The organism is Pantoea sp. JZ29 (assembly GCF_035190385.1).
Classification (GTDB): domain Bacteria; phylum Pseudomonadota; class Gammaproteobacteria; order Enterobacterales; family Enterobacteriaceae; genus Pantoea; species Pantoea stewartii.
In genome coordinates, this window is sequence record NZ_CP045241.1 from 2104543 (window position 1) to 2128362 (window position 23820).

Consider the following 23820-nt stretch of genomic DNA (forward strand, 5'->3'; position numbering starts at 1 on the left):
AAATAACGTGGTAAAGAAAATCCCGTCGGATGGTAACCGGCCAGGCGTATGGCAGTTAATTCGCCCTTACTGGATGTCTTCAGAAAAATGGCTTGCCATCTTATTACTGACTGTCATCCTGACGATTAATTTCACTACGACCTATGCGTTTGTTGCACTGAATAAGTTGCATGGCAAGTTAACCGACGCGCTGGTCGCCCTTAACTGGGCGGTGATCATCAATACGATGGTTGAAAGCCTCATTATCGGCGCGTTAACGACAGTTCTGCCGTTGATAAGCGTACTGGCGATTAATTATCTGACATTACGCTGGCGGACATGGATGACCGCTCGCTTCGTAGAGCGCTGGACTGAACATCCGGCTTATTACCAGTTGGAGCGGGATAATGTCATCACGAACAGCGATCAACGTGTTGCGGAAGATATTAATCTTTTCACGGATGTCACAATTAATTTGTCCAGCAACATTATCAATGTAGTGGTCAATATGATCACCTTTACTATTGTACTGTGGGGCTTGTCCGGCGCGTTATCAATTAATCTGGGTGGGAGGACATTATCAATACCAGGTTATATGGTGTTTGCCGTCTATTTATATTCGATTACCCACCTGGCGCTGGCCCACTGGCTGGGCAAAGTCCTGATCGGCATTAATATGAATAAACAGACAGTGGAGGCAGACTTCCGTTTCCTCGGTATGCAGGTGCGGGAAAATGCGGAACAAATCGCGTTTTTTAATGGAGGAGAGCGTGAACGGCACCGTCTGTTTTCACGCTTCGAACGGGTGCGCGAAAATACGCTGCTTATGATGCGTAAGACGTTCAGGCTTAATTTTTATCAGAGTTTTTTTTCACAGATATTTTCTCCATTGCCCACGTTACTGGCCCTGCCGTTATTGCTGTCGGGCAAAATAACCATGGGCGGCCTGACCCAGATCACCATGGCCTATGGAACGCTGCTCAGCACACTTTCTTTTTTTCCGCAGGCTTATCAGTCTTTTACCAACTGGATGGCGTTATCCAACCGACTCAGGGATTTACTATGGGCACTCAATAAAGCCAGGGCGAAACCTTCTGGCATTGTGACGAAGCAGCAGGGTGAAAAGCTATGTTGTGAGAATCTGATCCTACAGAAGCCGGATGGTAAGGTCCTGTCCTGTTTGCCTCGCTGGGAGGTGAAGGCCGGGGAGCGATGGCTGGTGCAGGGGCGTTCCGGCTGTGGAAAAAGTACACTGCTACGCGCCTGCGCCGGGCTCTGGCCTTATGGTGAGGGGGCGATTACGACCCCGGAATCAGTTCGTACGCTTTTTTTACCGCAGAAAAGTTATATACCGGTTGGCACACTGAAAAGCGCGCTGGCCTATCCACATGAGCCGGATGTTTTCACCGATCAGCAGTGTCAGCAGGCATTAACTGACAGCTGTCTGGAAACGCGTACGGCCTCATTAACGCAATTTGATCGCTGGCAGCAGGTCCTGTCCGGTGGTGAACAGCAGCGGCTGGCAATAGCACGCGTGCTGCTGCACCGTCCCGCGATGATTTTTCTTGATGAAGCGACCAGCGCGCTCGATCCCCAGACAGAAAACCGCCTTTATCAGGCGCTTATCGACCAGTTACCTGACGCCACGATCATCAGTGTGGCACACCGTAAAGAGCTCGAACACTTCCATCACCATATTCTCACGCTCGTGCCTGTCAACGGGCGCTAATGCTTGCAAAGGAACTACTATGACGCATAAACCCACCGAATTAACTGACTCTGATCTGGACGTATTCCTGGCCGACGCTGAGTTGCCCGTGCTTATTGATCTCTGGGCACCCTGGTGTGCACCCTGTCGCGCCATGTCACCGACGATTGACAAACTGGCCCGTAACACTGCAGGCAACCTGCTAGTCGCCAAACTTGATGTCGAGCAATACCCCGCCATTATGCAACGCTTTGGCGTAAGGGGAATTCCCACCTTACTGCTGTTTAATAACGCTAAAGATCCGGTCCGGCTGGTCGGCGCTCAGTCGCTGGCCCAGCTCAACGCGTGGCTCACGAATAATCACGTAAGCGTGTCGGCACCCACTGCACAAGTTAAGCAGTATGAAAATCTGGAATGGGGGAGTTTCTACGATGATAACGAACTGCTCGCCTTCATTGCAGCCCGAGCGCTGCGGCATGCGAGCGCCGGGGAGATCATAACGGCTCAGAGCAGGTACTGGCTCGACGGTAAAGGCACGCTTGCGGCGGCTATGGTGCATCAGTCCGGCAGCGAAGCCTTTGAACGCATTACCGGACTCCCAGCGGCGCTGGGACACCTGCTGGATCGCTGTGAATATCTCTCGCTAAAACAGGTGGAGGTTCTGTTTAAGGCGTTACGCGCGGGTAAAGATTACCGACTGGTGCCCTCGACATTTATGCAGTGGTGGCTGAGCGACGATTTTTTTCTCTGGGAAAAACATCTGCGCGCGCCTGAGTTGGTTACGTTAATAACCCGGTGGCAAAGCCTGTGCACTGATCGGTTAGTCGTACGAGAAACAAGTCCGCAAGCCTGGACAGATATCAGCCATCAGGCAACTTCACTTCTGCGGTTTTACTCGTTACCAGACCGACAGCTTGAGAAAATTGTCGCCACGTTGCTTAGTCATCTTTCACCGTTACCTGCTACGACCGGTGATGAACAGTGGGGCATTATCTCAAAAAACATCAGCTGGGCGCATTACCACATTATGCAAATTCATTCGGGATGGAGTGATGAGGAACGGGCCACGCCAGCCGAGAGAATGAACTGGTTTATGGCGAAAGAACGCGAAACGATAGCGGGCAAGCTCAGCCCGGAGGAGATTGCAAAATTCAGAGAGGAGTGGCAGTCGCTCAATAGCGAATTTATCAGTAAAGAGAATGCGCTTCACCAGAACCTGGCTCAACTCGCGTTGCCCGTCTATACCCAGCTCCAGACCGCGCTGAACCGGCTTCTTGCCGCCGCTCCGGACTTTTGATGATGGTTAGCAAAAAGGGGGAGGTTATGCAGCATATTTTTGCGCACAGCCGGGACGAGCTGGCCGATCTGGCAGACAGTGTCATCAGACTGGCCTTACAGGAAGGCGCATCTGATGCACAGGTCGTATTTAACGAAAACACAGGTCTGTTGATTGAGATGCGCCAGGGCCGCTTAAAAACCCGAACCCGTGCCAGTCAGTCAAACATGTTTCTCACCGTGTACCGGGGGCATCATCAGGGGACGACCAGCTCGACGAATTATTCGTCTGCCAGTCTGCGCGAAACGGTTCAGGCGGCTTGCCGGATTGCGGGTTATACCGGGGAAGACCGTTTCGCAGGACTTGCGGCGGAACGCTATTTTTGTCGCGAATCGGACGGGCTGGATCTCTGGCATCCCTGGGATATCGACGAGGCTGGCGCAACCGTGCTGGCGCAGCGCATAGAGACAGGCATTGTTTCAGCCGGGACCGGTGTTATCAGCGATGGCGTCACCGTACATTCCGGGAAGACGGACTGTTTCCTGATGGACAGCCGTGGATTTACCTGCAGCGAGCGCCAGACTCATCATTCCATGGTTGCCCGTGCGCTGGGAAGAAAACAGGGCCACAGCCTGTTGGATTTCTGTATTTCGAGTGCCCGGCATGCGCAGTCACTGCTGATGCCGGAAGATATCGGCCGCCGGGCGGGAAGCGGGGCGTTAGCGGCTCTGGAGACCGTCCCTTTTCATGGCAGCCGACGTTGCCCGGTTTTGTTTGACGCTAAATGTGCGCTGTCTCTGCTTGAACATCTGGTTCAGGCGACGAGTGGTGGCGTACTCTATCGCCGCAACAGCTTCCTCGCCAACAGGCTGGGTGAGGCGGTTTTCAGTCATCATATCAGCGTTAAAGAAGATTCTTTTACGCCGCAGGGACTCGCCAGCCGGTCATTCGACGGTGATGGCATTGCCGGCACCGCCCGGCAGGTCGTTGATCGTGGTTCTCTGACCGGTTTTTTCCTCTCTGCCTATGCCGCGCGGTATCTGGATATGGTGCCCACCGGGAGCGGCTGGGGGCCGGGAAATCTGTCGATGACCAGTACTCTGACGCAGAAAAGCGATGATTTCGACGCGATGGTAAAAAAACTCGATACCGGACTGATCGTCACCAGTTTCAGCGGTGGCGGAGCACGGATGATTAACGGCGATTATTCGCGAAGCCTGCGTGGTTTTTGGGCGGAAGAGGGGCAAATACGTTACGCCGTTGAGGGTGTCACGGTGGCGGGGAACCTGGCTGATCTGTACCGCCACATCGTGGCGGTCGGGGCCGATGTCTTTACTCAGGGTGCATTCTCATCAGGGTCTGTATTAATCGATAATCTTCAGGTGGCAGGACGTTGAGTCAAAGGAGTTTTACTATGAGTCAAACAGGCACAACCTCCCGCCTGAACCAGGCTAAACAGCAATTGCTGGAACCCTATGGTCTCAGCGATGCATTGCTGGAGGATGTCATGGGCCGGGTGCTCGTCCACCGGGTCGACTACGCCGATTTGTATGTGCAGCGTCTGCGCCAGGAGAGTTGGTCGATGGAAAACGGTGTCGTTAACTTTGGATCGTTTACTACTGATCAGGGATTCGGGCTGCGTGCAGTTGAACACGATCAGACTGCCTTTGCCTATTCTCAGCATATTGACCTCAGGCATCTGCGCGAAGCGGCAAAATCAGTGCGAACCATCGCCCGGCAAAGCTGGCTTCCTCTGCCCCAGTCTCTTACCGTCTGGCCATCACCCACCCATTTTGGTGCAAGTGATCCTTTACTGTCGTGGGAGGCCGCTGAAAAAGTCAGCCTGCTGGAAAAAATCAATCGATTAACGCGCGCGCTTGATCCACGGGTGATTCAGGTCACTGCCAGCCTTGGATTAACCCATTCCGTCAATTATGTGCTGCGTCATGACTTTTTTCAGGCCGCGGATATTCGCCCGATGCTCATGCTGCAGGTCAGCGTCATTGTCGAGCAGCATGGTGCTCGGGAGTCGGCCACAACCGGTATTGGCGGACGAGGCGATTTCACCCTGTTTAACGAACAGGATTTGCATGTCGCCTTACGAACAATGGTCGATTCTGCGCTGATAAACCTGGAGGCGGTTGCGGCGCCATCCGGTAGCATGCCGGTTGTGATTGCTGCGGGATGGCCAGGTATGTTGCTGCATGAGGCTATGGGGCATGGCTTTGAAGGGGACTATAACCGACTGGGAACCTCGGTATATTCTGGACGCATCGGGGAGCGGGTTGCGCCACGCGGCGTCAATATCGTTGATGACGGTACACTTCAGGGACGGCGGGGTTCACTCAATACCGATGATGAAGGCCACCCAACCCAGTGCACTACGCTGATTGAAGACGGAGTCTTAAAAGGTTACATGCATGACAGCCTCAGTGCCAGGCTGATGAAACTGTCCCCGACAGGTAATGGCCGACGTCAGTCGTACGCACACCTCCCCATGCCGCGCATGACAAATACATTCATGCGCAACGGCCAGTATGAACCTGAGGAAATTATTGCCTCAGTCAAACGCGGTTTGTACCTGGCCAATTTAGGCAGTGGACAGGTGGATATCGTCAGTGGTCAATACAGTTTCCAGACTGCGCTGGCCTATCTGATTGAGGATGGCAAGATTACATCCCCTGTTAAAGGCGCCACGCTGACGGGCAAAGGCCCGGAAACACTGCAGCAAATCAGCATGGTGGGTAACGATCTGGCTCTGGATCGTGGCATAGCCACCTGCGGTAAATCGGGACAGACTGTTCCGGTGTGCGTAGGACAACCCACACTCAAAGTGGATAACCTCATAGTCGGCGGTACAAGACAGGGTTAAAGGTATAACTGTATTAAACCGTACGGTGCAATCACAGACGTAGCCACCAGAGCGTCGATTGACCTCGCGTCGGGGGGAACCTCGGCGCGAACACAGTTACAAGCACGACAACGCTGTTTGAGTAAGAGATGAAGCCCCGTCAATACCTGAAAGGTAAGGCGGCTAACGCTTTCTTACAGGAGGAACAATGATGGAATTAACGCAATCCCTGACAGAGGCGTTTGCCCGTATGCCACTAGCCTATTTGCGGCAAGAATATCCCAGTCAACTTGTGCATTTGATGCTTGATGACGGTGATGCTTTACCGCCACGTAAACTGCATCCCGTTTTTTACGGCTGCTACGACTGGCATTCTGCGGTGCATGGTTACTGGTTACTCCTGCGTTGCCTGAGCATATATCCTGAATTGTCCTGCCGCGATGACATTGTGACGCTTTTTAATGCGTATTTCACAGAAGAAAATATTGCCCAGGAACGTGCTTATTTTACTGCACCATCTCGTACGGCTTTTGAGCGTCCTTATGGTTACGGATGGCTGCTGTCGTTATCCCTGGCCCTAAAACAATCCGCTTTGCCACAGGCCAGTCAGTGGTACCGGATACTGGAACCCCTGACACACATGCTGCGTGACCGGTTCATCGACTATTTCACCAGGCTGACTTATGCCATTCGGGTGGGCACACACACTAATTCTGCGTTCGCGCTGATGGCCGGCCTGGATTATGCACGTGCTATGGATGACAGTGAACTGGAACGTGTGATTGTTGACACGGCAAAACGCTTTTACGGTAGAGATGTCGGCTATCCTGCACATTATGAACCCGGCGGAGATGAGTACCTTTCGGGTGCGCTCACTGAAGCCATGTTGATGAGTAAAATTTCACCAGACTTTACACGTTGGTTTGATAGATTTCTTCCGGATGTGAGCAACCTGAGCACATTATTGCGCCCCGCTGAAGTCAGCGATCGCACCGATCCTGCCATTACGCACCTTGACGGTTTGAATCTCAGTCGGGCCTGGTGTTTTAAACACATTGCAGCCGCGCTGCCAGGCGACCATCCAGCGATTACACTGTTTCAGGATGCCGCGGTCCGCCATGTCTCTGTGAGTCTTCCACATGTGGTGGGCAGCCATTATAGCGGCGGACACTGGCTAGCCAGTTTTGCGTTTCTGGCTTTGGAACAGAATGAAAGCATTTTGGGAGCCTCGTTTTCCGTTTCGGAAAATCTGGCTGAAAAGCTGGGGGAAAAGGTATACAAATCCACATGAAGGGTTTGAGCATGAAGAGCAGGCTTTAGCATTATCATGCAGACTACATCACAAAGAATGAACGTTTGACTTTGCCTGAAAAGCTTGCCGAATGAATAATCAAATGTAGAAGCAGTTAAACATTTTAAGAGATCCTTTTAAAATCCTTTATCTTGAAAGCAAACTTCCAGCATGATAGATAAATTCAGATGCATTAACTTAAACGAGAGCGTGGGAAATGGAAGGTCACTTATTTTTGGATAAGTCACTATATCTGTTTGCAAGCGTCTTTTTGAAAGAAAAGATTCCAGCACCTTTTTTTTATATTTATGAGGATTTTGGTTTTGGAAAGCTAACGGAAGAGAGTAACTATGAGGAAGGTAACGCATACTTAACATTCCCTGTATCACAAGGCTGTGCTACCAGGAAAAGAAATTTAGAAGAAAAAATCAATCGTTACATTTCGGAAGTAAGTGATGTGGTTTTATGGACGAGTTCGCTACATTTAAATCAGGAATGCCTGATGCTAGTGGTTCTCTTAATCTTAGAAACCAGGCGGGTTAAGGTTATAGACTTAGCCAAATCAAGAAGAGAAAGGGCTTCAGAAAGTACCCATGACTATTACTATTCGCTATATCGGCATAGCCATTTTTTAGCGAAAGCTGAAAAGCTGAAAGTACGGTCACGCCAAAAAGAGCTGGAAAGCCAGGGCGGCTCATTAAGAATTCGATATCAAGGCTCACTGGTCAATGTCAAGTACGAATATTTTGATAACCCTGTACTTGAATGCATTTCAGATACGCCTAAAAACGCTATGAAAATCATGACAGAAGTTATTGTCAGGTTATACGGGGAAGGTTATATGCTTCCAGGTGACTACTTGATAATTCATCGCCTTTATTTCCTTGTAAATTCAGGGAAACTGAAGATTTGCTTTGATAAACTTTCAGCGCACAGGTGGAGTAGTATGGCTTTCATGCGAATTTATTGACTGGAAATAAGATAAAGGTTGCGCACTGGACGGGATAAAAGTCAGTGCCTGTACATGGGCGTTGAATCAGGGATAAAACGTAAAGAGCATCATGCTATATATTAAAGATCCCTTAGTCCTGATATGTAAAACGCATGTGCACTGGCAGTATTTATAACACCAGGCCGCTTGCCGTAACTATGTTTTGTATGAGTCGTCTGAGTGTGAGTGCGATATCCTAAATGGGATGATAAAAATAAAAAATTGACCGCTGGCACATTAAAGTTTCCAGACGATGCCTGATGCCGTTCTGAGCACACGTAAATTAAGCGTTTTTTACTTTACTGACATGAAAATATGTTTTCGCTTCTCTTACCTGTACCGTTACGCCTGTTTGCCTTATATCAAGACGATCTCATGGCGATGGTGGGGGAGCGATAAATTGACATGCGACATTCCCGCACGATCCCCATGTTTATCTATCGTGCGGGAGCGGGATGTCCTACATCATCTCCAGCGACTGCACGCCCTTTACTTCCATGATTTTGTCATACAGATGCGCATCGCTGGATTTCCGGGAGAGGGTAACCTGAACGCTTAATTCACATAAACCGCTTTCCTCGTCCCGGTTAATGACCGAAATATTGCCATAGCGGATGCCTTCGCGTTGCATGACCAACAGCACCAGCGGCACGCTTTTCGCCTTGAGATAAACAATTAACGTATGGTGTTTACCAATCAGTAAATGACTCAAACGGCGGAAAACCTCGAGCACCACCAGAGCCAGCACGGTGCCGTAAATGCCGATTTCATACATGCCGCTCCCGATGACCAGGCCGATTGCGGCGGTAACCCAAAGCCCGGCTGCCGTCGTCAGGCCTTTAACCACCTGTTTCTGGATCAGAATCGTTCCGGCACCCAGAAAACCCATGCCGCTGACAACCTGTGCCGCGACGCGGCTGGGATCGAGTGCAACGTGATCCTTCATCAACATGTCGGCAAAGCCATATTTAGACACCAGCATAAACATCGCACCGCCAATCCCGACCAGAATATGAGTACGTAATCCGGCTTCTTTGGCACGCATCTGACGTTCCAGGCCAATCAGACCGCCCAGAATGCCCGCCAGCGCGATACGAATCAGCATATCCATTAACATTCTTTTTCTCCGTTCGACATCATGGTTAAACTATATTCCGCCACGTGACTATGTGATAACAGGATAATTCTGCTTGTAATAGGTCAGGATATTTTTTGTAAAAAGCTATTTCTTCTCTCGACCGCGTGTCAGGGCTGACATATTCTTGCTTAGCCTTTAACTCACCTTCCCGGAGTCTGATTGATGAAAGCCGCGACTTTTCTGCTGGCTGGTGCCGCGTTGTTATTGTCTGCCTGCAGCAGTAACAGCGATGACAACGAGCCGCCACAACAAGCTACCGCCGCCCACGTTCAGCCACGTGTGGTTATGTCTGCAATGGCGGAGGCCAGTTGTACCAATGCAGGGGGAACGCTGGCGTTTTCAAATCAACTGGACGGCTCGCGCATCGGCATGTGTCAGTTAGTCAACGGACGCCGCTGCAGCGAGCAGGCATTGCTCGGCGGTAACTGCGCCCGCTAAACGCGGAGGCCGGCTGTGACCGGCCTGCGTTATCAGGCCGTCACCCGGTTCGGACAGTCTTCGCCACGATGAAGCCGGCTGAGGTTTTCCAGCGTGGTTTCTGAAATCGCCGTCAGAGCTTCAGCGGTCAAAAAAGCCTGATGGCCTGTGAACAGCACGTTGTGGCAGGCTGACAGGCGGCGGAAAATATCATCCTGAATGACATCATTCGATTTATCTTCAAAGAACAAATCCCGCTCATTCTCATAAACGTCCATGCCTAACGCGCCAATTTTTTGCTGCTTAAGTGCATCAATGGCGGCCTGAGAATCAATTAACCCACCCCGACTGGTATTAATAATCATGACGCCATCGCGCATCTGCGCAAACGCGTTAGCATTAAGCAGATGATGGTTTTCCGGCGTTAACGGGCAATGTAGTGTAATCACATGCGACTCGGCAAACAGGGTTTTCAGATCGACATATTCCGCGCCCAGCGATAACGCCTGTTCCGAAGGATAGGGATCGAAGGCCAGTAAACGCATGCCAAATCCTTTTAAGATGCGCAGGGTGGCTATGCCTATTTTGCCGGTGCCAATAATGCCGGCGGTTTTGTTATGCATATTAAAACCGGTCAGGCCGTCCAGCGAAAAATTCGCATCGCGGGTGCGTTGATAGGCGCGATGAATACGGCGATTCAATGTCATCATCAGGCCGACGGCATGTTCAGCGACGGCTTCCGGGGAATAGGCGGGCACGCGAACCACTTCCAGACCCAGTTCAGCCGCGGCTTTCAGATCGACATTATTAAATCCGGCGCAGCGCAGGGCGATAAATTTCACCCCCAATTCCGCCAGTTCCTCCAGCACCGGGCGGCTACCGTCGTCATTCACAAAAAGACAAACCGCATCACAGTCTACGGCAGTCTTGGCCGTGCTTTCGCTCAGCAAAAAATCATAAAAGACCAGATCGAAACCATACTGTTTATTGACCTGTTCAAAATATTTCTGGTCGTAGTGTTTAGTACTGTATACGGCGATTTTCATCGTGGTGCTCCTGGAAAAGGGATGCAACAAGGATAACGTTTTCTCTTACTTTTTGCTGACACCTCTTTAACCTTACCGGTCAAACCTTCACCTTCGGCGTGTTACGTGCCATCATTACGCCCAGGATATTGAAAAAAAAGGAGTCTTGTTTTCATGCCACGGAGTTTCCGTCGACGCCTGGCCGCGATTCTGGCGCTGATTTTATTGCTGCTGGGATTACTGCTGACTCTTACACAGTGGCTGCCGCGTCTGGTGGGCCTCTGGCTACCTGCAGGCACGCGCGTCGAACTGGAAAACAGCCCACGCTGGCATGACGGGCAACTCATTTTTCCGTCTCTTCATTATTTAGCCGGTGACTGTCGCCTGGCGAGCGTCAAAAACGCGGCGCTGGGCCGGCAACAGTCGCGCTGGACGCTCAACGCACAACAGGTCACGTTGCAAAGCGAATGCCTGCAACAGCTGCCCGAATCACAAACCGCCTCAACCGCACCGAAAACGCTGGCAGAGTGGCAGGCCATGCTGCCGGGCGCAGATATTCACATTGATAAGCTGACGATCTCGCCCTGGCAGGACTATGCCGGTGGCCTGGATTTGACCCTCAATAAAGCCAGCCAGCAGCTGCATTACCGGGGCGATAATTTACAGCTTGAGGCCACGCTGGAAGGTCAGCAGCTGATGGTCAGACAATTGACGATCACCCATCCGGCGCTTCCCGAGCCGCTCAGCCTCAAAGGTCATTTTGAACTGCCGCAATACGCTAACGGCCTGCCGGTTAACGGCGAGATCGCGGGCGCGCTGGCCCTGGACGGGTTTCCGCAACCGCTAAAAGCGGCACTGAGCTGGCAGCATGAAAGCGGCCTGCTGAACATCACCACAGCGGATGCTGCCCGTCCCTTGCTGCGTCTTCCGTGGCAGGCCAGCCGTGACCGCATCACTATTGAGAAGGGTGAATATTACTGGCCACTCACGGCGCAACCCTTGTCGGGCTTTGTGACGCTGACGCTGGATAACTGGCAGGCCGGGCTGGATGCCACAACGGTCACTGGCCGCCTTAACCTGCTGACGCAGGGGCGGGGCGGCAAAGGCAATGTCGTTCTGGGCATAGGTCCCGGTCATCTCAGCCTGACGCAAAGCCAGCTGCCGTTACAACTGACCGGCGACAGTAAATTTGCTGCCATGCAGCTGTTCGGCAGTATTCCTGGGCAACTGACCGGATCATTACTGAATCCCGAACTGATTGTTAAACCCAACGCACTGTTGCGCCTGCGCGGGCGTTTACTTTCAACGCTGAACGTGGATGAAGCGCGCTGGCCGCTGGCGGGGGTGCGCTTATCGTCCCGGGGCATTTCTGGACGCCTGCAGGCCATTCTGCGCGCGCACGATCCCAGCTTTGGCCGCTTCACCCTGCATCTGGACGGCGGGGCCCGTGACTTCTGGCCGGATACGGGTGAATGGCGCTGGCGCTACTGGGGAGAAGGCGAGATGCATCCGTTACAGGCGAAATGGGATGTCAGGGGAACCGGTGGCTGGCGCGGCACGCTTATCCATCTTGATACCTTGTCGACCGGTTTTAACCAGATGCAATACGGCAGCGTGCGGGTGGAAAAGCCGCGTTTAATCCTGACTGCCCCGGTGAACTGGCAGCGAGAGGCGGACAAGCCTTCCTTTGACGGAAAATTTCAGATGCAGGCCGGTCAGACGCACTTCAGCTACGGGGGCTGGCTGGCTCACTCAACGCTGGATTTTGCCGCCCGCGGGCGCGATCCCGGTCATTTTGTCTGGGGCGGCGAACTGAAAGCCGGCAAGGTCGGCCCGGTACGGGTTAACGGGCGCTGGGATGGCGAGCGCCTGCGCGGTCAGGCCTGGTGGCCCACGCAGTCGCTGACGGTTTTTCAGCCGTTGCTCAGCCCCGATCTGAAAATGAAAATTCGCGCGGGCGAACTGCGCGCTCAGGTGGCGTTTTCTGCCGCCGCTCAGCAGGGTTTTCACGCGGGCGGACACTGGACGGTGAAAAACGGCAGCGTCTGGACGCCAGACAGCCAGATTAACGGCATCGATTTCTCGCTGCCATTCCGTCTGCAAAACCAACAGTGGCATTTTGGCTTACGTGGGCCGGTTTCATTGCGCATCGCAGAAATCAAGAATCAGTTTGCCATGCAGAATATTCAGGCTGACTTACAAGGCGCCTGGCCATGGCGGGAAAACGATCCGCTCTGGTTGCAGGATGTCAGCATGGATCTGCTGGGCGGGAAAATTACGATGCCGTCTCTGCGGATGCCACAGCACAGCCCGGCGCGCGTGTCGCTTCGGGATATCAGCCTGAGTAAACTCGTCAGCGCGATTAAACCCAGGCAGTTCGCGATGTCGGGCAGGGTGAATGGCGAATTACCGCTGTGGATCACGAATGCGCGCTGGATCATCGAAAATGGCTGGATTGCCAACAGCGGGCCGCTGACCTTCCGGATGGATAAAGACATGGCCGATGCCATCACCCAAAATAATATTGCGGCAGGCGCCGCGATGGACTGGCTGCGCTATATGGAGATTTCGCGTTCCTGGGCCACGCTGAATCTGGATAATCTGGGCGAACTGACCATGGTCGCGCAGGTGCAGGGCACCAGCCGTTTCAGCAACCGCAACCAGACCGTAAATTTAAACTATCGTCATCAGGAAAACCTGTTCCAGTTGTGGCGCAGCCTGCGCTTTGGCGATAATTTGCAATCCTGGGTGGAGGAAAATGCCACTCTGCCGTCGAAAAAGGAACCCTCACCATGAGCCTCAGGGCCTTACTGCTGCTGATAGCCGGACTCCCGCTGACGGGCTGTGTACCGCGCATCGAAGTTGCCGCGCCAAAAGATCCGATTACCATCAACATGAATGTGAAAATCGAGCATGAGATCCACATTAAAGTGGACAAGGATGTGGAAGCGTTACTGAAAAATCAGAGCGACCTGTTTTGAGGAGAGCCCGCATGAAACGCATCGGCATCACATGCTTACTGGCCCTTACGATGAGCCTGCCCGCCTGGGCATTGACGCTGGATGAAGCCCGTCAGTCAGGCCGGGTGGGAGAAACACTGTCAGGATATATTGCGCCGCGCGCAGATGACAGCGACACGCTGGCACTGGTTAAACGCATTAATGACGGTCGTGCTGCACAGTATCAACGTCTGGCAGAGCAGAACAACCTGACAACGGATGAGGTGGCCAGAATCGCCGGACAGAAGCTGGTAAACCGTGCCGCAGCGGGGGAATATGTACGCGGCATCAACGGACAGTGGCTTAGGAAATAGCCGGGCGACAACGTTGTACGGCAGGCATAAAAAAACCGGGCTCAGCCCGGTTTTCCAGATAAGAGCGGCGAATCAGGCCGCAACGATGTGTTTGATCGCGTCTTTTGCTTCGGCGGTGGCTTTTGTCGCGACTTCCGGGCCATAGGCAATGCCTTCAGCAAACACGAACTCGACATCAGTGATACCGATAAAGCCCAGGAACAGCTTGACGTAAGGAGTCAGCAGGTCAGAAGCGGTATCTTTGTGAATGCCACCACGGCTGGACAGAATCACGGCGCGCTTGCCTTTGACCAGGCCTTCCGGGCCGGCTTCGGTATAACGGAAGGTCACGCCAGCACGGGCGATCAGGTCGAAATAGTTCTTCAACTGCGTAGGAATGTTGAAGTTGTACATTGGGGCAGCAATCACCACCACATCATGTGCCTGCAGCTCTGCAATCAGCGCATCAGACAGTGACAAAGCTTCCTGCTGACGCGGTGACAGCGGCGCATCGGAAGGACGCAGCGCGCCCACTAACTCACCATCCAGCACCGGTACCGGGTTTTCTGCCAGGTCACGCACGGTCACCTGATCGCCTTTGGCCTTTGCCTGCTCAGCATAGAAGTCAGCCAGCTGACCAGATTGTGAATAGCCTGCAAGAATGCTTGATTTCAGAACTAATACTTTGCTCATCGTAGTTTCCTGTCTGTTACGCGGAAGGCTTCCCGCTCAATGGCTTACACTTTACAAACATTGAACGGAGCGGGAAAGCGCAATATTTCGAGAGCTATATTCGAATTAATTGAACAACCCGTCATGCGCGAGGTCCGCGCGGCAAACGGGAATGTGCTATGATAGGCGCAATTATTATCGTTAATCAGCGGGTTATCTTAGCACTGTACGCTGAGTCCACACCGCCTGAGTAAGGTACGTCATTACTATGTCTTCTCCGGTTTCATCTCCCTTAACGCCGCTTTGGTCGCGGCTTGATGCCCTGATGCTGCGCGACCGGCAGCGGCTGCAACGCCGGTTGCACGGTGCCAGAAAAGTGAAAAATCCTGATGCCCAACACGGTATTGCCGCCGAACTGGAGCAGGATATTCTCGCGGCTGAACAGCGCGTGGCCCAGCGTATTGCCGCCACACCGCGCATCACGTTCCCGGATAATCTTCCGGTCAGTCAGAAACAGCAGGATATCGCGGATGCGATTCGCGCTCATCAGGTCGTGATCGTGGCAGGTGAAACCGGGTCGGGAAAAACCACCCAGTTGCCCAAAATTTGCCTGGCGCTGGGACGCGGTATCACCGGTTTAATTGGCCATACGCAACCTCGTCGTCTTGCGGCGCGCACCGTCGCGAACCGCATTGCCGAAGAGCTGGAAACGTCGCTGGGCGGCTGCGTCGGCTACAAAGTGCGCTTTAATGATCAGGTCGGTGAAACCACGCAGATTAAGCTGATGACCGACGGGATTCTGCTGGCGGAGATCCAGCAGGATCGCCTGTTGATGCAGTATGACACCATCATCATCGATGAAGCGCACGAACGCAGCCTGAATATCGACTTCCTGCTGGGCTATTTGCGTGAGCTGCTGCCGCGCCGTCCGGATCTTAAAGTCATTATCACCTCGGCGACTATCGATCCGCAGCGCTTCTCCCGCCACTTTAACAACGCGCCGGTCATTGAAGTATCGGGCCGGACTTATCCGGTGGAAGTCCGTTATCGTCCGGTCGTCGAAGAGGCGGACGATGTGGAACGCGATCAGCTTCAGGCGATATTTGATGCGGTTGATGAGCTGAGCCAGGAGGGCCGGGGCGATATTCTGATCTTCATGAGCGGCGAGCGGGAGATTCGCGATACCGCCGATGCGCTGATGAAGCGCGATTTGCCGCATACCGAAGTGCTGCCGCTGTATGCGCGTCTGTCGAACAGTGAGCAAAATCGGGTATTTCAGTCACACAGCGGGCGACGTATCGTGCTGGCGACGAACGTTGCCGAAACCTCGCTCACCGTGCCGGGCATCAAGTACGTCATCGATCCGGGCACGGCGCGCATCAGCCGCTACAGCTACCGCACCAAAGTTCAGCGTCTGCCGATAGAGCCCATTTCTCAGGCTTCCGCGAATCAGCGTAAAGGACGTTGCGGCCGCGTATCGGAAGGGATCTGTATCCGGTTATATTCTGAAGCGGATTTCCTGAGCCGTCCGGCCTTTACCGATCCCGAAATTCTGCGCACCAATCTGGCCTCAGTCATTCTGCAGATGACCGCGCTGGGACTGGGCGATATTGCGGCGTTCCCGTTTGTGGAAGCGCCGGATAAACGCCATATTCAGGACGGCGTAAGATTGCTGGAGGAGCTGGGCGCGCTGACCCTGAGCGAAGAAGGCCATTATAAGCTCACCGGCTCCGGCCGCCAGCTGGCGCAACTGCCGGTGGATCCGCGCCTGGCGCGCATGGTGCTGGCTGCACGGCAGTACGGCTGTGTGCGCGAAGTGATGATTATCGCGGCAGGTTTGTCGATACAGGATCCGCGCGAACGCCCGGCAGAGAAGAAGCAGGCATCCGATGAAAAACACCGGCGTTTTGCTGACAAAGAGTCTGATTTTATGGCCTTTGTTAACCTGTGGAACTACCTGGGCGAGCAGCAAAAAGCGCTGTCCGGCAATGTCTTCCGTCGCCAGTGTAAAGCCGATTTCCTTAACTACCTGCGCGTACGGGAATGGCAGGATATCTATACCCAACTGCGTCAGGTGGTCCGTGAGCTTGGTATTCCGGTGAACAGCGAACCGGCGGAGTATCGCGAGATCCACTGTGCGTTACTGACCGGTTTACTGTCGCATATCGGCCAGAAAGATGCGGAAAAGCAGGAGTTTACCGGTGCACGCAATGCGCGCTTTGCCATTTTTCCGGGCTCAGGTTTATTCAAAAAACCGCCCAAGTGGACAATGGTGGCGGAGCTGGTGGAAACCAGCCGACTCTGGGGTCGTATTGCCGCGCGTATCGATCCGGAATGGATAGAACCGCTGGCACAGCATCTGATCAAACGTAGCTACAGTGAACCGCACTGGGAGAAATCGCAGGGCGCCGTCATGGCCAGTGAGAAAGTCACCTTGTACGGCTTGCCGATTGTGGCCGCGCGCAAGGTCAACTATGGCGCGATCGATCCTACGCTGAGTCGCGAATTGTTTATTCGCCACGCGCTGGTGGAAGGCGACTGGCAAACGCGCCACGCATTTTTCCGTGCTAATCAGAAGCTGCGCAGTGAAGTGGAAGACCTGGAACATAAATCGCGTCGCCGCGACATTCTGGTAGATGACGAAACCTTGTTTGCCTTTTACGACCAACGTGTAGGGAAAGAGGTGGTTTCCGCACGCCACTTTGACAGCTGGTGGAAACAGGTCAGCAAAACCACCCCGGAACTGCTCAATTTTGATAAGCAGATGCTGATCAAAGCGGGCGCCGATACGGTCAGCCAGCTCGACTATCCCAATGTCTGGCATCAGGGAAATCTCAAACTCAGGTTGAGTTATCAGTTTGAACCCGGTGCGGATGCCGATGGCGTGACGGTCCATATTCCGCTTCCGCTGCTGAACCAGGTCGATGAAGCCGGCTTTGAGTGGCAGATTCCCGGTGTACGGCGTGAACTGATTATTGCGCTGATTAAATCGTTACCGAAGCCGCTGCGTCGTCATCTGGTGCCCGCGCCAAACTATGCCGAGGCGTTTTTAGGCCGCGTGACCGCAATGGAAATGCCGCTGCTTGATGCCCTGTCGCGCGAGTTCCGCCGGATGACGGGCGTGACGCTGGAGCGGGACGACTGGCAATGGGAACAGGTGCCCGATCATCTGAAAATGACCTTCCGGGTGGTAGACGAACACAACTGTAAGCTGCAGGAAGGTAAAGATCTCGCGGCGCTGAAAGTGCTGCTTAAAGGCAAGGTGCAGGAAACGCTGTCCAACGTGGCGGATGATGGTCTGGAACAGCGCGGTTTACACCTCTGGAGCTTTGGCGATTTGCCTCGCAGCTACGAGCAAAAACGCGGCAACTACCAGGTAAAAGCCTGGCCCGCGCTGGTCGATGAGAAAGACAGTGTGGCCATCCGGTTATTCGATAGTGAGCATGAGCAGCAGAAAATGATGTGGCGCGGTCAGCGTCGGTTGCTGTTGCTGAATATTCCGTCGCCGGTGAAATATCTGCACGAAAAATTGCCGAACAAAGCCAAGCTGGGCCTCTATTTCAATCCCTATGGCAAAGTGATGGAGCTGATCGATGACTGTATTGCCTGCGGTATCGATAAGCTGATTGCCGAGGCGGGTGGACCGACCTGGGAACAGGCGGCCTTCGATGCGCTGCGCGAGAAGGTCCGCGCCGAGCTGAATGATACCGTGGTGGAGATAGCAAAGCAGGTTGAGCAGATTCTGACGGCGGTCTTCAATATCAATAAGCGCCTTAAAGGTCGGGTTGATATGACACTGGCACTGGCGCTGGCCGATATTAAGGCGCAGATGAATGGGCTGGTGTACCGGGGATTTGTGACCCAAAATGGCTGGCGGCATCTGGCCGATACCTTACGTTACCTGCACGGTATTGAGCGTCGGCTGGAAAAATTGCCGGTTGATCCCCACAGCGACCGCGCCCGTATGCTCCGGGTTCAGGCCGTTGAACAGGCCTGGCAGGCCTGGCGCAACAAACTGCCGCCGCAGCGTCAGGATGATGAGGATGTGCTGCATATTCGCTGGATGCTGGAAGAACTCCGCATCAGTCTGTTCGCGCAGCAGCTTGGCACGCCTTATCCCATTTCAGATAAGCGCATCATGCAGGCGATGGAGCAGATCACCGCCTGACGGCGGCAAACAGGGTCTTGTAAGAATAAAAAAGCCCGCATTTAAGAATGCGGGCTTTTTTGTGTAACGGTGAGAGCTACTGCGCCAGCGCTTCCAGCCGGTCTTTAAATGACGTCACGGCAATCGCGCGGTTGTCAGCCAGATAACGGTCTTTCGCCGCCGGGGCAGAACTCTGCACCGCTATCAGTTGCCAGCCCTTATCGCCTTTCAGCAGGAGCGGAGAACCGCTGTCGCCAGGCAAGGTATCGCACTGATGCGATAAAACCGCCCGTTGCGCCCAGCCGGTAATCAGGCAGTCGCTGTGTGAATACAGGCTGTCGAGATGATCGGCGGGATAACCTGCCTGGGTCACCTTGCGGCCCGCCGCTTTCAGCGCTTCGGTTAAGTCACTACGCGAACCTTCAAACAGCGGAATCGGCGTAATGGCAGAAGGGGGATTGCGCAAAATAATCAAACCGTAATCGAACGGCGCTGCATTGCTGGGGACGATCCAGCCTTCGCCATCCGCTTTCAGCTTATGCACCAGCGACGGTTCAACGCGCGCATCGATGTCATGAATTTCGTAGCGCCAGCCTTTTTTGGTAGACATAAAACGTAGCGCTACGGGTTTATCAAATTTACCTGGAGGTGTCAGTAAACAGTGGCCCGCCGTCAGGGCAAGATGGGGAGAAATTAACGTGGCGGTGCACAGATTACCGCTTTCGGTTTCCAGTTGTCCTATCGCATCCCAGGGGGCCGCGCTGACATCGGTAATGGCCTGGCGATGATCTTTGCCAAAAAACAACATTTTAATTTCGGCGGGTGTCGGTGAATCATCATTATCATCAGCATGAACAAACGCGGTGAAACTGAAAAGTCCAACGATTAACAGGGTAGCCAGGCGCATAGAACTCTCAATAGCGAGAAAAAGAAAACGTTTTTGTTATTACTAAAGTGACATAACTATAGTCAGTGAGGCGTGAAAAAGGGAGTTTTTTCAGTGAATCAGTACGCTACAGCGACTAAATAAAAAAACTGGCCGCGATAACGCCACATAAGATCATCACAATCAGAATAATTTCGAAGCGATAGCGACGGACCATATTAGCCACTCCAGTAAAGAAACACCCGGCAGAACCGGGTGTTTTTAATTATTAACGCTTACTCGGACCCTAAAGGGCGACCTTATTTTTTAGCGGCTTTTTTGTGGTGCTTTTTAGCTGCCTGGGCTTTCTGAGCTGGCTTTTTGGTGTGTTTTTTAGCGGCCTGAGCTTTCTGGGCTGCTTTTTTGTGGTGCTTTTTAGCGGCCTGAGCTTTCTGGGCAGCTTTTTTGTGGTGTTTTTTAGCAGCCTGGGCTTTCTGAGCTGGCTTTTTGGTGTGTTTCTTAGCAGCCTGCGCTTTCTGTGCAGTGTCTTTCTTCGCTACTTTCTTCTTAGCGGCCTGCGCTTTCTGGGCAGCTTTTTTGTGGTGTTTCTTAGCAGCCTGCGCTTTCTGTGCAGCTTTATGATGCTTCTTATGGACAGCAGCTTTGTGCTCAGCTTTAGCAGGTGCAGCGGTGGTGGTCGCAGCCGCTGGAGCAGCAGTTGCAGGAGCGGCAGTTGTCTCAGCAGCGAAAGCAACTGAAGACAGACCCATAGCAGCGGCGATTACCAGTGCAAATAATTTTTTCATTGCAAAATCCTCGGACTATTTTTTCATGTGTAGCCCACTGCGGGGCCGGTGAGAAGACTATATGAAAATAAAACTGGCGCGTCCGTGGGTGATTGGTATCGCTGTGTAACCGATTGTACAAAGGGGATGTACGGGAGGAAAAGGCGGCCCTCAGGCCGCCTGCTACCTTAACTGTTCAGGTAACGTTGCTCAAGATGTTTGCGGAAATAGTCTGGGTTGAGCGCTTCGCCAGTAGCATTGACAATCAACTGCTCGGTGGTGAAACGGCTGCCATGTTGCCAGATATTCTGCTGCAGCCAGTCAAATACCGGCTGCAGGTCGCCATGCTGTATCAGCTCGGCGGATTGCGGAATTGCGTTTTGTAACGCCTGGAACAGCTGCGCAGCGTACATCGCCCCGAGTGTGTATGTCGGGAAATAGCCGAAGGCGCCATCGGTCCAGTGAATATCCTGCATGCAGCCATCGCGGTAGTTGCCGCGCGTATCCAGACCCAGGGATTGTTGCATCTTCTCATCCCACAGCGCCGGAATGTCTTCAACCTCAATCTCGCCTTCAATCAGCGCGCGTTCGATCTCGTAGCGCAGAATGACGTGCGCCGGATAGCTCAGTTCGTCCGCATCCACCCGAATCAGGCCCGGTTTAACCTGCTGCGTCAGCCGGACAAAGTTATCTGCCTGAAGGGCGGGTTGGTCACCGAGCTGACTGATGATTTGCGGCAGGATACGCTGCAGGAAAGGTGCGCTGCGTCCCAGTTGCATTTCCATAAACAGACTTTGTGACTCATGGATCGCCGTGGATCGCGCCAGCGCAACCGGCTGACCGCGCCATTGCTCAGGCAAATTCTGTTCGTAGCGCGCGTGGCCAGTCTCATGAATGACGCCCATCATGGCGCTCAGAAACTCATCCTGATTGTAGCGGGTAGTAATACGCACATCCTCGGGCACGCCGCCGCAGAAAGGGTGCGCGCTAATGTCCAGGCGGCCATGGTTAAAATCAAACCCCAGCTCGGCCATCACGCGTAAACCCAGTTCGCGCTGTGAGGCTATCGGGAACGGTCCCTGTGGCGTGATCACCGGCTGCTGAGCCTGTTTTTCGACGACCTGCTGCAACAAGTGTGGAAGCCAGGTTTTTAACTGCCCGAAGGTATGATCCAGCGTGGCGCTGGTCATGCCCGGTTCAAACACGTCAAGCAGCGCGTCATAGCGGGAGCAGCCGTTCGCTTGCGCACGCAGTTCAGCTTCCTGACGGCTTAAGCGTACGACCTCTTTCAAATTGGTCGCAAAACCCTGCCAGTCGTTTGCCGGACGCTGTGTGCGCCAGGCATGCTCACAGCGCGATCCCGCAATGGATTTGGCTTCGACCAGTTCAGCAGGCAGTAATGTTGCCTGAACATAAGCGCGGCGCATTTCGCCCAGATTGGCGCGTTCAACATCATTCAGCGATTGCTGTTCTGCCTGATCCAGCCAGTCGCCAATGCGTTTATCCGTCAGAATCTGATGTTGCAGCACACTCATTTCCGCCAGCGCTTCGCCTCGTGCGGCGCTGCCGCCGGCGGGCATCATGGTTTGCATGTCCCATCCGGCGATGGCGCTGAGATGACTGAAACGCGACAGGCGCTGGAAGGTCTTACAAAGGTGTTGATAGGCTGAAGTCACACAAAGCTCCTGAATGCGTTAACGTCGTGGAAGTTCCCGAAAGGGGAGATCGAGCGGCCAGCTAAAACGCAGGCTGGCACCGCCAGGCGGGCTGGTTTCAACGGAAACCCGGCCGCTGAGCGCATGGGCGATGGAGTGAACGATGGCCAGGCCAAGTCCACAGCCTCCCGTTGCGCGGTCGCGACTCGGATCGAGCCGGACAAAGGGTTCAAATACACGTCCACGTTCTTCATGGGGGATCCCCGGACCGTCATCGTCGACCTGCAAATTACCGACTGCGCCGTCAAACCCTAAGCTGACCCTCAGGCGCTGGTTTGCATAGCGCAGCGCATTATTGACAAGGTTGTCCAGCACGCGCTCCATAAGCCGGGTATCTGAAATGCCCGCCAGCTACCTTAACCCCCAGCAAATTATCTGACAACAGCGGCGTAGGCAGTAGGCGGGCGAAATAGAAGATGAAGGTCAGCCACATCACGTGATGACTGTTTCATTTAATAGTGGGGGGAAAGTTATAGAGGTTCGCAAGTAACGTTCACGATTTCTTGATTATTATCACCACTGGTCCTTTTTCATATAACCGCCTCCAATATATCCTGTGATACCTAAGGATAGTTCAGCATTATGACTGATGAGCCGTAAAAGGAACCCGTTTTACCCGGATTTGTTATTTTTGCTGTTAATTTTACTGAACGACGACTTTCTGAGGGTATGTTATGAATCGATGATATTCCATCCAGAGCTTTTAAATCATCAGTAACGGTTACTGAGCCACCGTTGGAAAGCGCTATAATACCTCTGTTAGCTTCACTCAAACTGACTTTTGTTGCATCAGTACAGTATATATAGATATCTTCACTAATGGCGCTATTAGTCGATGCGGATTTAGTTACAATGCCGAAATCAAAATTTATCTCAGCTGTTTCGATATGACAACTCGCTGCAGCGGGTGGTATTTGAGAACAAACTGGTTGCACATTAAGGATTGCTCCGGCTGTTGCTGCTGACCAGGCATCCTGAACTGATGAACCCGTGGCAGTGTGTGCTGAGGCTCCGTTCGATAAGACAAACCCCTGACATTTGTCTACTAGGGAGGAACTAGTCCATGAGAGAACAAAACTTCCAGACATCAGCCCCGCATTATAAACACGCTCAACATAGTCTTTGAGCTTTTCCCCATCGTTCGCTAAGGGTAAAATAGAATAATTTTCTTTGGTGTTCGCCGGCATAACTCCACGATAAGGCTTTTTCAACATATCAACATACCCTATTCGCAGACCATCTTGCTTTGTCAATGGCTGATTGGCGAGACTGTCATCTACAGTCATCAGTTGAGGCGAATAAGTCGTTTTAGTACTGAGGGAAGTTGGCCATGTGAGCGATGTAATCACTGGTAGATGAATTACTGCTGCCATAGATCCAAATGAACATAATGAAAACAACAAGCTAATAAACTGACCATTTCGATTTTTTATTCTCATTTGATATACCTGGATATTGTTTATATAGACCCATTGAGCAATGCAGGTTCAATGGTATGCAAAAAATAACTCACATATCTAGACTCAAATCAATTAAATGCAGAGATATAATTAAAACATTATGCAAACGATATTATTCACTGCTGGATTTTATTTTACGATAAAAATGCGGGTGATAAATACCTGAGCCTCAGCCTGAAGAAAGCGTAACTTTTTTTAGCTTATAGCT

18 protein-coding genes and 1 pseudogene are annotated in these 23820 nt (G+C 52.8%); 11 read left to right on the top strand and 8 right to left on the bottom strand.

Translation table 11 applies throughout. The features are described from left to right. Positions 1-7 precede the first annotated feature (7 nt). The 6 genes from GC090_RS09810 (at position 8) to GC090_RS09835 (ending at position 8075) form a co-directional block, all read left to right on the top strand. The gene (locus GC090_RS09810; RefSeq protein ID WP_324021476.1) at positions 8-1708 is read left to right on the top strand and encodes an ABC transporter ATP-binding protein/permease; all 1701 of its coding nucleotides are present in this window, start codon (positions 8-10) and stop codon (positions 1706-1708) included. 19 nt (positions 1709-1727) lie between these two features. Then, positions 1728-2984 carry a thioredoxin family protein gene (locus GC090_RS09815; protein WP_324021477.1) on the top strand — a complete coding sequence of 419 codons (1257 nt, stop codon included), beginning with the start codon at positions 1728-1730 and terminating at the stop codon, positions 2982-2984. A gap of 26 nt (positions 2985-3010) precedes the next feature. Further along, positions 3011-4360 carry a TldD/PmbA family protein gene (locus tag GC090_RS09820; RefSeq protein WP_324021479.1) on the top strand — a complete coding sequence of 450 codons (1350 nt, stop codon included), beginning with the start codon at positions 3011-3013 and terminating at the stop codon, positions 4358-4360. Positions 4361-4377: 17 nt separating this feature from the next. Continuing rightward, a complete protein-coding gene (gene tldD / locus GC090_RS09825) occupies positions 4378-5835 on the top strand; it encodes a metalloprotease TldD (RefSeq protein WP_324021481.1) in 1458 nt (485 codons plus the stop codon). A gap of 190 nt (positions 5836-6025) precedes the next feature. Beyond that, on the top strand, positions 6026-7105 hold the full coding sequence (locus tag GC090_RS09830; protein ID WP_282499044.1) for a DUF2891 domain-containing protein: 1080 nt from the start codon (positions 6026-6028) through the stop codon (positions 7103-7105). 217 nt (positions 7106-7322) lie between these two features. Next, positions 7323-8075 carry a DUF3658 domain-containing protein gene (locus tag GC090_RS09835; protein ID WP_324021483.1) on the top strand — a complete coding sequence of 251 codons (753 nt, stop codon included), beginning with the start codon at positions 7323-7325 and terminating at the stop codon, positions 8073-8075. A gap of 481 nt (positions 8076-8556) precedes the next feature. Here GC090_RS09835 and GC090_RS09840 read toward each other — a convergent pair whose 3' ends face one another. Further along, the gene (locus tag GC090_RS09840) at positions 8557-9213 is read right to left on the bottom strand and encodes an MgtC/SapB family protein (protein WP_324021485.1); all 657 of its coding nucleotides are present in this window, start codon (positions 9211-9213) and stop codon (positions 8557-8559) included. A gap of 183 nt (positions 9214-9396) precedes the next feature. Here GC090_RS09840 and GC090_RS09845 point away from each other — a divergent pair, with 183 nt between their 5' ends. Beyond that, positions 9397-9672: a putative hemolysin gene (locus GC090_RS09845; RefSeq protein ID WP_006119270.1), complete on the top strand. Its 276-nt coding sequence runs from the start codon at positions 9397-9399 to the stop codon at positions 9670-9672. A gap of 32 nt (positions 9673-9704) precedes the next feature. Here the strand turns inward: GC090_RS09845 and GC090_RS09850 are convergent, their stop codons facing one another. Next, a complete protein-coding gene (locus GC090_RS09850) occupies positions 9705-10697 on the bottom strand; it encodes a 2-hydroxyacid dehydrogenase (protein ID WP_006119268.1) in 993 nt (330 codons plus the stop codon). Between the two features lie 153 nt (positions 10698-10850). Here GC090_RS09850 and GC090_RS09855 point away from each other — a divergent pair, with 153 nt between their 5' ends. Genes GC090_RS09855 through GC090_RS09865 form a run of 3 tightly spaced genes read left to right on the top strand, consistent with a single transcriptional unit; the run spans position 10851 to position 13989 of the window. After that, entirely contained in the window at positions 10851-13472 is a 2622-nt protein-coding gene (locus GC090_RS09855; RefSeq protein ID WP_324021487.1) for a YdbH family protein, read from the top strand. Further along, complete coding sequence (locus GC090_RS09860) at positions 13469-13657, top strand: YnbE family lipoprotein (protein WP_006119266.1); 189 nt, start codon at positions 13469-13471, stop codon at positions 13655-13657. The genes GC090_RS09855 and GC090_RS09860 overlap by 4 nt, the downstream gene beginning before the upstream one ends. A gap of 11 nt (positions 13658-13668) precedes the next feature. Further along, a complete protein-coding gene (locus GC090_RS09865) occupies positions 13669-13989 on the top strand; it encodes a YdbL family probable chaperone protein (protein WP_033741770.1) in 321 nt (106 codons plus the stop codon). Between the two features lie 72 nt (positions 13990-14061). Here the strand turns inward: GC090_RS09865 and azoR are convergent, their stop codons facing one another. After that, complete coding sequence (gene azoR, locus GC090_RS09870; RefSeq protein ID WP_006119264.1) at positions 14062-14661, bottom strand: FMN-dependent NADH-azoreductase; 600 nt, start codon at positions 14659-14661, stop codon at positions 14062-14064. 247 nt (positions 14662-14908) lie between these two features. Here azoR and hrpA point away from each other — a divergent pair, with 247 nt between their 5' ends. Beyond that, positions 14909-18808 carry an ATP-dependent RNA helicase HrpA gene (gene hrpA / locus GC090_RS09875; RefSeq protein WP_324021489.1) on the top strand — a complete coding sequence of 1300 codons (3900 nt, stop codon included), beginning with the start codon at positions 14909-14911 and terminating at the stop codon, positions 18806-18808. 76 nt (positions 18809-18884) lie between these two features. Here the strand turns inward: hrpA and GC090_RS09880 are convergent, their stop codons facing one another. The 5 genes and pseudogenes from GC090_RS09880 to GC090_RS09900 all read right to left on the bottom strand — a co-directional run bounded on the left by GC090_RS09880 (position 18885) and on the right by GC090_RS09900 (position 23591). Continuing rightward, positions 18885-19694, bottom strand: a complete 810-nt coding sequence (locus GC090_RS09880; protein WP_006119261.1) for a trypsin-like serine peptidase — start codon at positions 19692-19694, stop codon at positions 18885-18887. Positions 19695-19972: 278 nt separating this feature from the next. Continuing rightward, entirely contained in the window at positions 19973-20458 is a 486-nt protein-coding gene (gene asr / locus GC090_RS09885) for an acid resistance repetitive basic protein Asr (protein ID WP_006119259.1), read from the bottom strand. A 167-nt stretch (positions 20459-20625) separates the two neighbouring features. Continuing rightward, positions 20626-22113 (bottom strand): carboxypeptidase M32, encoded by a 1488-nt coding sequence (locus GC090_RS09890; RefSeq protein WP_058701851.1) that lies wholly within the window; start codon positions 22111-22113, stop codon positions 20626-20628. Positions 22114-22131: 18 nt separating this feature from the next. Further along, positions 22132-22497 (bottom strand): annotated as a pseudogene (locus tag GC090_RS09895) (ATP-binding protein); the annotation flags it as partial. Positions 22498-22715: 218 nt separating this feature from the next. Next, complete coding sequence (locus GC090_RS09900; RefSeq protein ID WP_324021491.1) at positions 22716-23591, bottom strand: MrpH family fimbial adhesin; 876 nt, start codon at positions 23589-23591, stop codon at positions 22716-22718. Between the last annotated feature and the right edge of the window lie 229 nt (positions 23592-23820).

What these genes read in the sequence shown, in the direction of transcription:
- GC090_RS09815 (WP_324021477.1), top strand. Translation starts at nt 1,728, where the DNA reads ATGACGCATAAACCCACCGAATTAACTGACTCTGATCTGGACGTATTC.
- hrpA (WP_324021489.1), top strand. Translation starts at nt 14,909, where the DNA reads ATGTCTTCTCCGGTTTCATCTCCCTTAACGCCGCTTTGGTCGCGGCTT.
- azoR (WP_006119264.1), bottom strand. Translation starts at nt 14,661, where the DNA reads ATGAGCAAAGTATTAGTTCTGAAATCAAGCATTCTTGCAGGCTATTCA.
- asr (WP_006119259.1), bottom strand. Translation starts at nt 20,458, where the DNA reads ATGAAAAAATTATTTGCACTGGTAATCGCCGCTGCTATGGGTCTGTCT.
- GC090_RS09830 (WP_282499044.1), top strand. Translation starts at nt 6,026, where the DNA reads ATGGAATTAACGCAATCCCTGACAGAGGCGTTTGCCCGTATGCCACTA.
- GC090_RS09850 (WP_006119268.1), bottom strand. Translation starts at nt 10,697, where the DNA reads ATGAAAATCGCCGTATACAGTACTAAACACTACGACCAGAAATATTTT.
- GC090_RS09900 (WP_324021491.1), bottom strand. Translation starts at nt 23,591, where the DNA reads ATGAGAATAAAAAATCGAAATGGTCAGTTTATTAGCTTGTTGTTTTCA.
- GC090_RS09880 (WP_006119261.1), bottom strand. Translation starts at nt 19,694, where the DNA reads ATGCGCCTGGCTACCCTGTTAATCGTTGGACTTTTCAGTTTCACCGCG.
- GC090_RS09845 (WP_006119270.1), top strand. Translation starts at nt 9,397, where the DNA reads ATGAAAGCCGCGACTTTTCTGCTGGCTGGTGCCGCGTTGTTATTGTCT.
- GC090_RS09855 (WP_324021487.1), top strand. Translation starts at nt 10,851, where the DNA reads ATGCCACGGAGTTTCCGTCGACGCCTGGCCGCGATTCTGGCGCTGATT.
- GC090_RS09860 (WP_006119266.1), top strand. Translation starts at nt 13,469, where the DNA reads ATGAGCCTCAGGGCCTTACTGCTGCTGATAGCCGGACTCCCGCTGACG.
- GC090_RS09835 (WP_324021483.1), top strand. Translation starts at nt 7,323, where the DNA reads ATGGAAGGTCACTTATTTTTGGATAAGTCACTATATCTGTTTGCAAGC.
- GC090_RS09820 (WP_324021479.1), top strand. Translation starts at nt 3,011, where the DNA reads ATGCAGCATATTTTTGCGCACAGCCGGGACGAGCTGGCCGATCTGGCA.
- GC090_RS09865 (WP_033741770.1), top strand. Translation starts at nt 13,669, where the DNA reads ATGAAACGCATCGGCATCACATGCTTACTGGCCCTTACGATGAGCCTG.
- GC090_RS09840 (WP_324021485.1), bottom strand. Translation starts at nt 9,213, where the DNA reads ATGTTAATGGATATGCTGATTCGTATCGCGCTGGCGGGCATTCTGGGC.
- tldD (WP_324021481.1), top strand. Translation starts at nt 4,378, where the DNA reads ATGAGTCAAACAGGCACAACCTCCCGCCTGAACCAGGCTAAACAGCAA.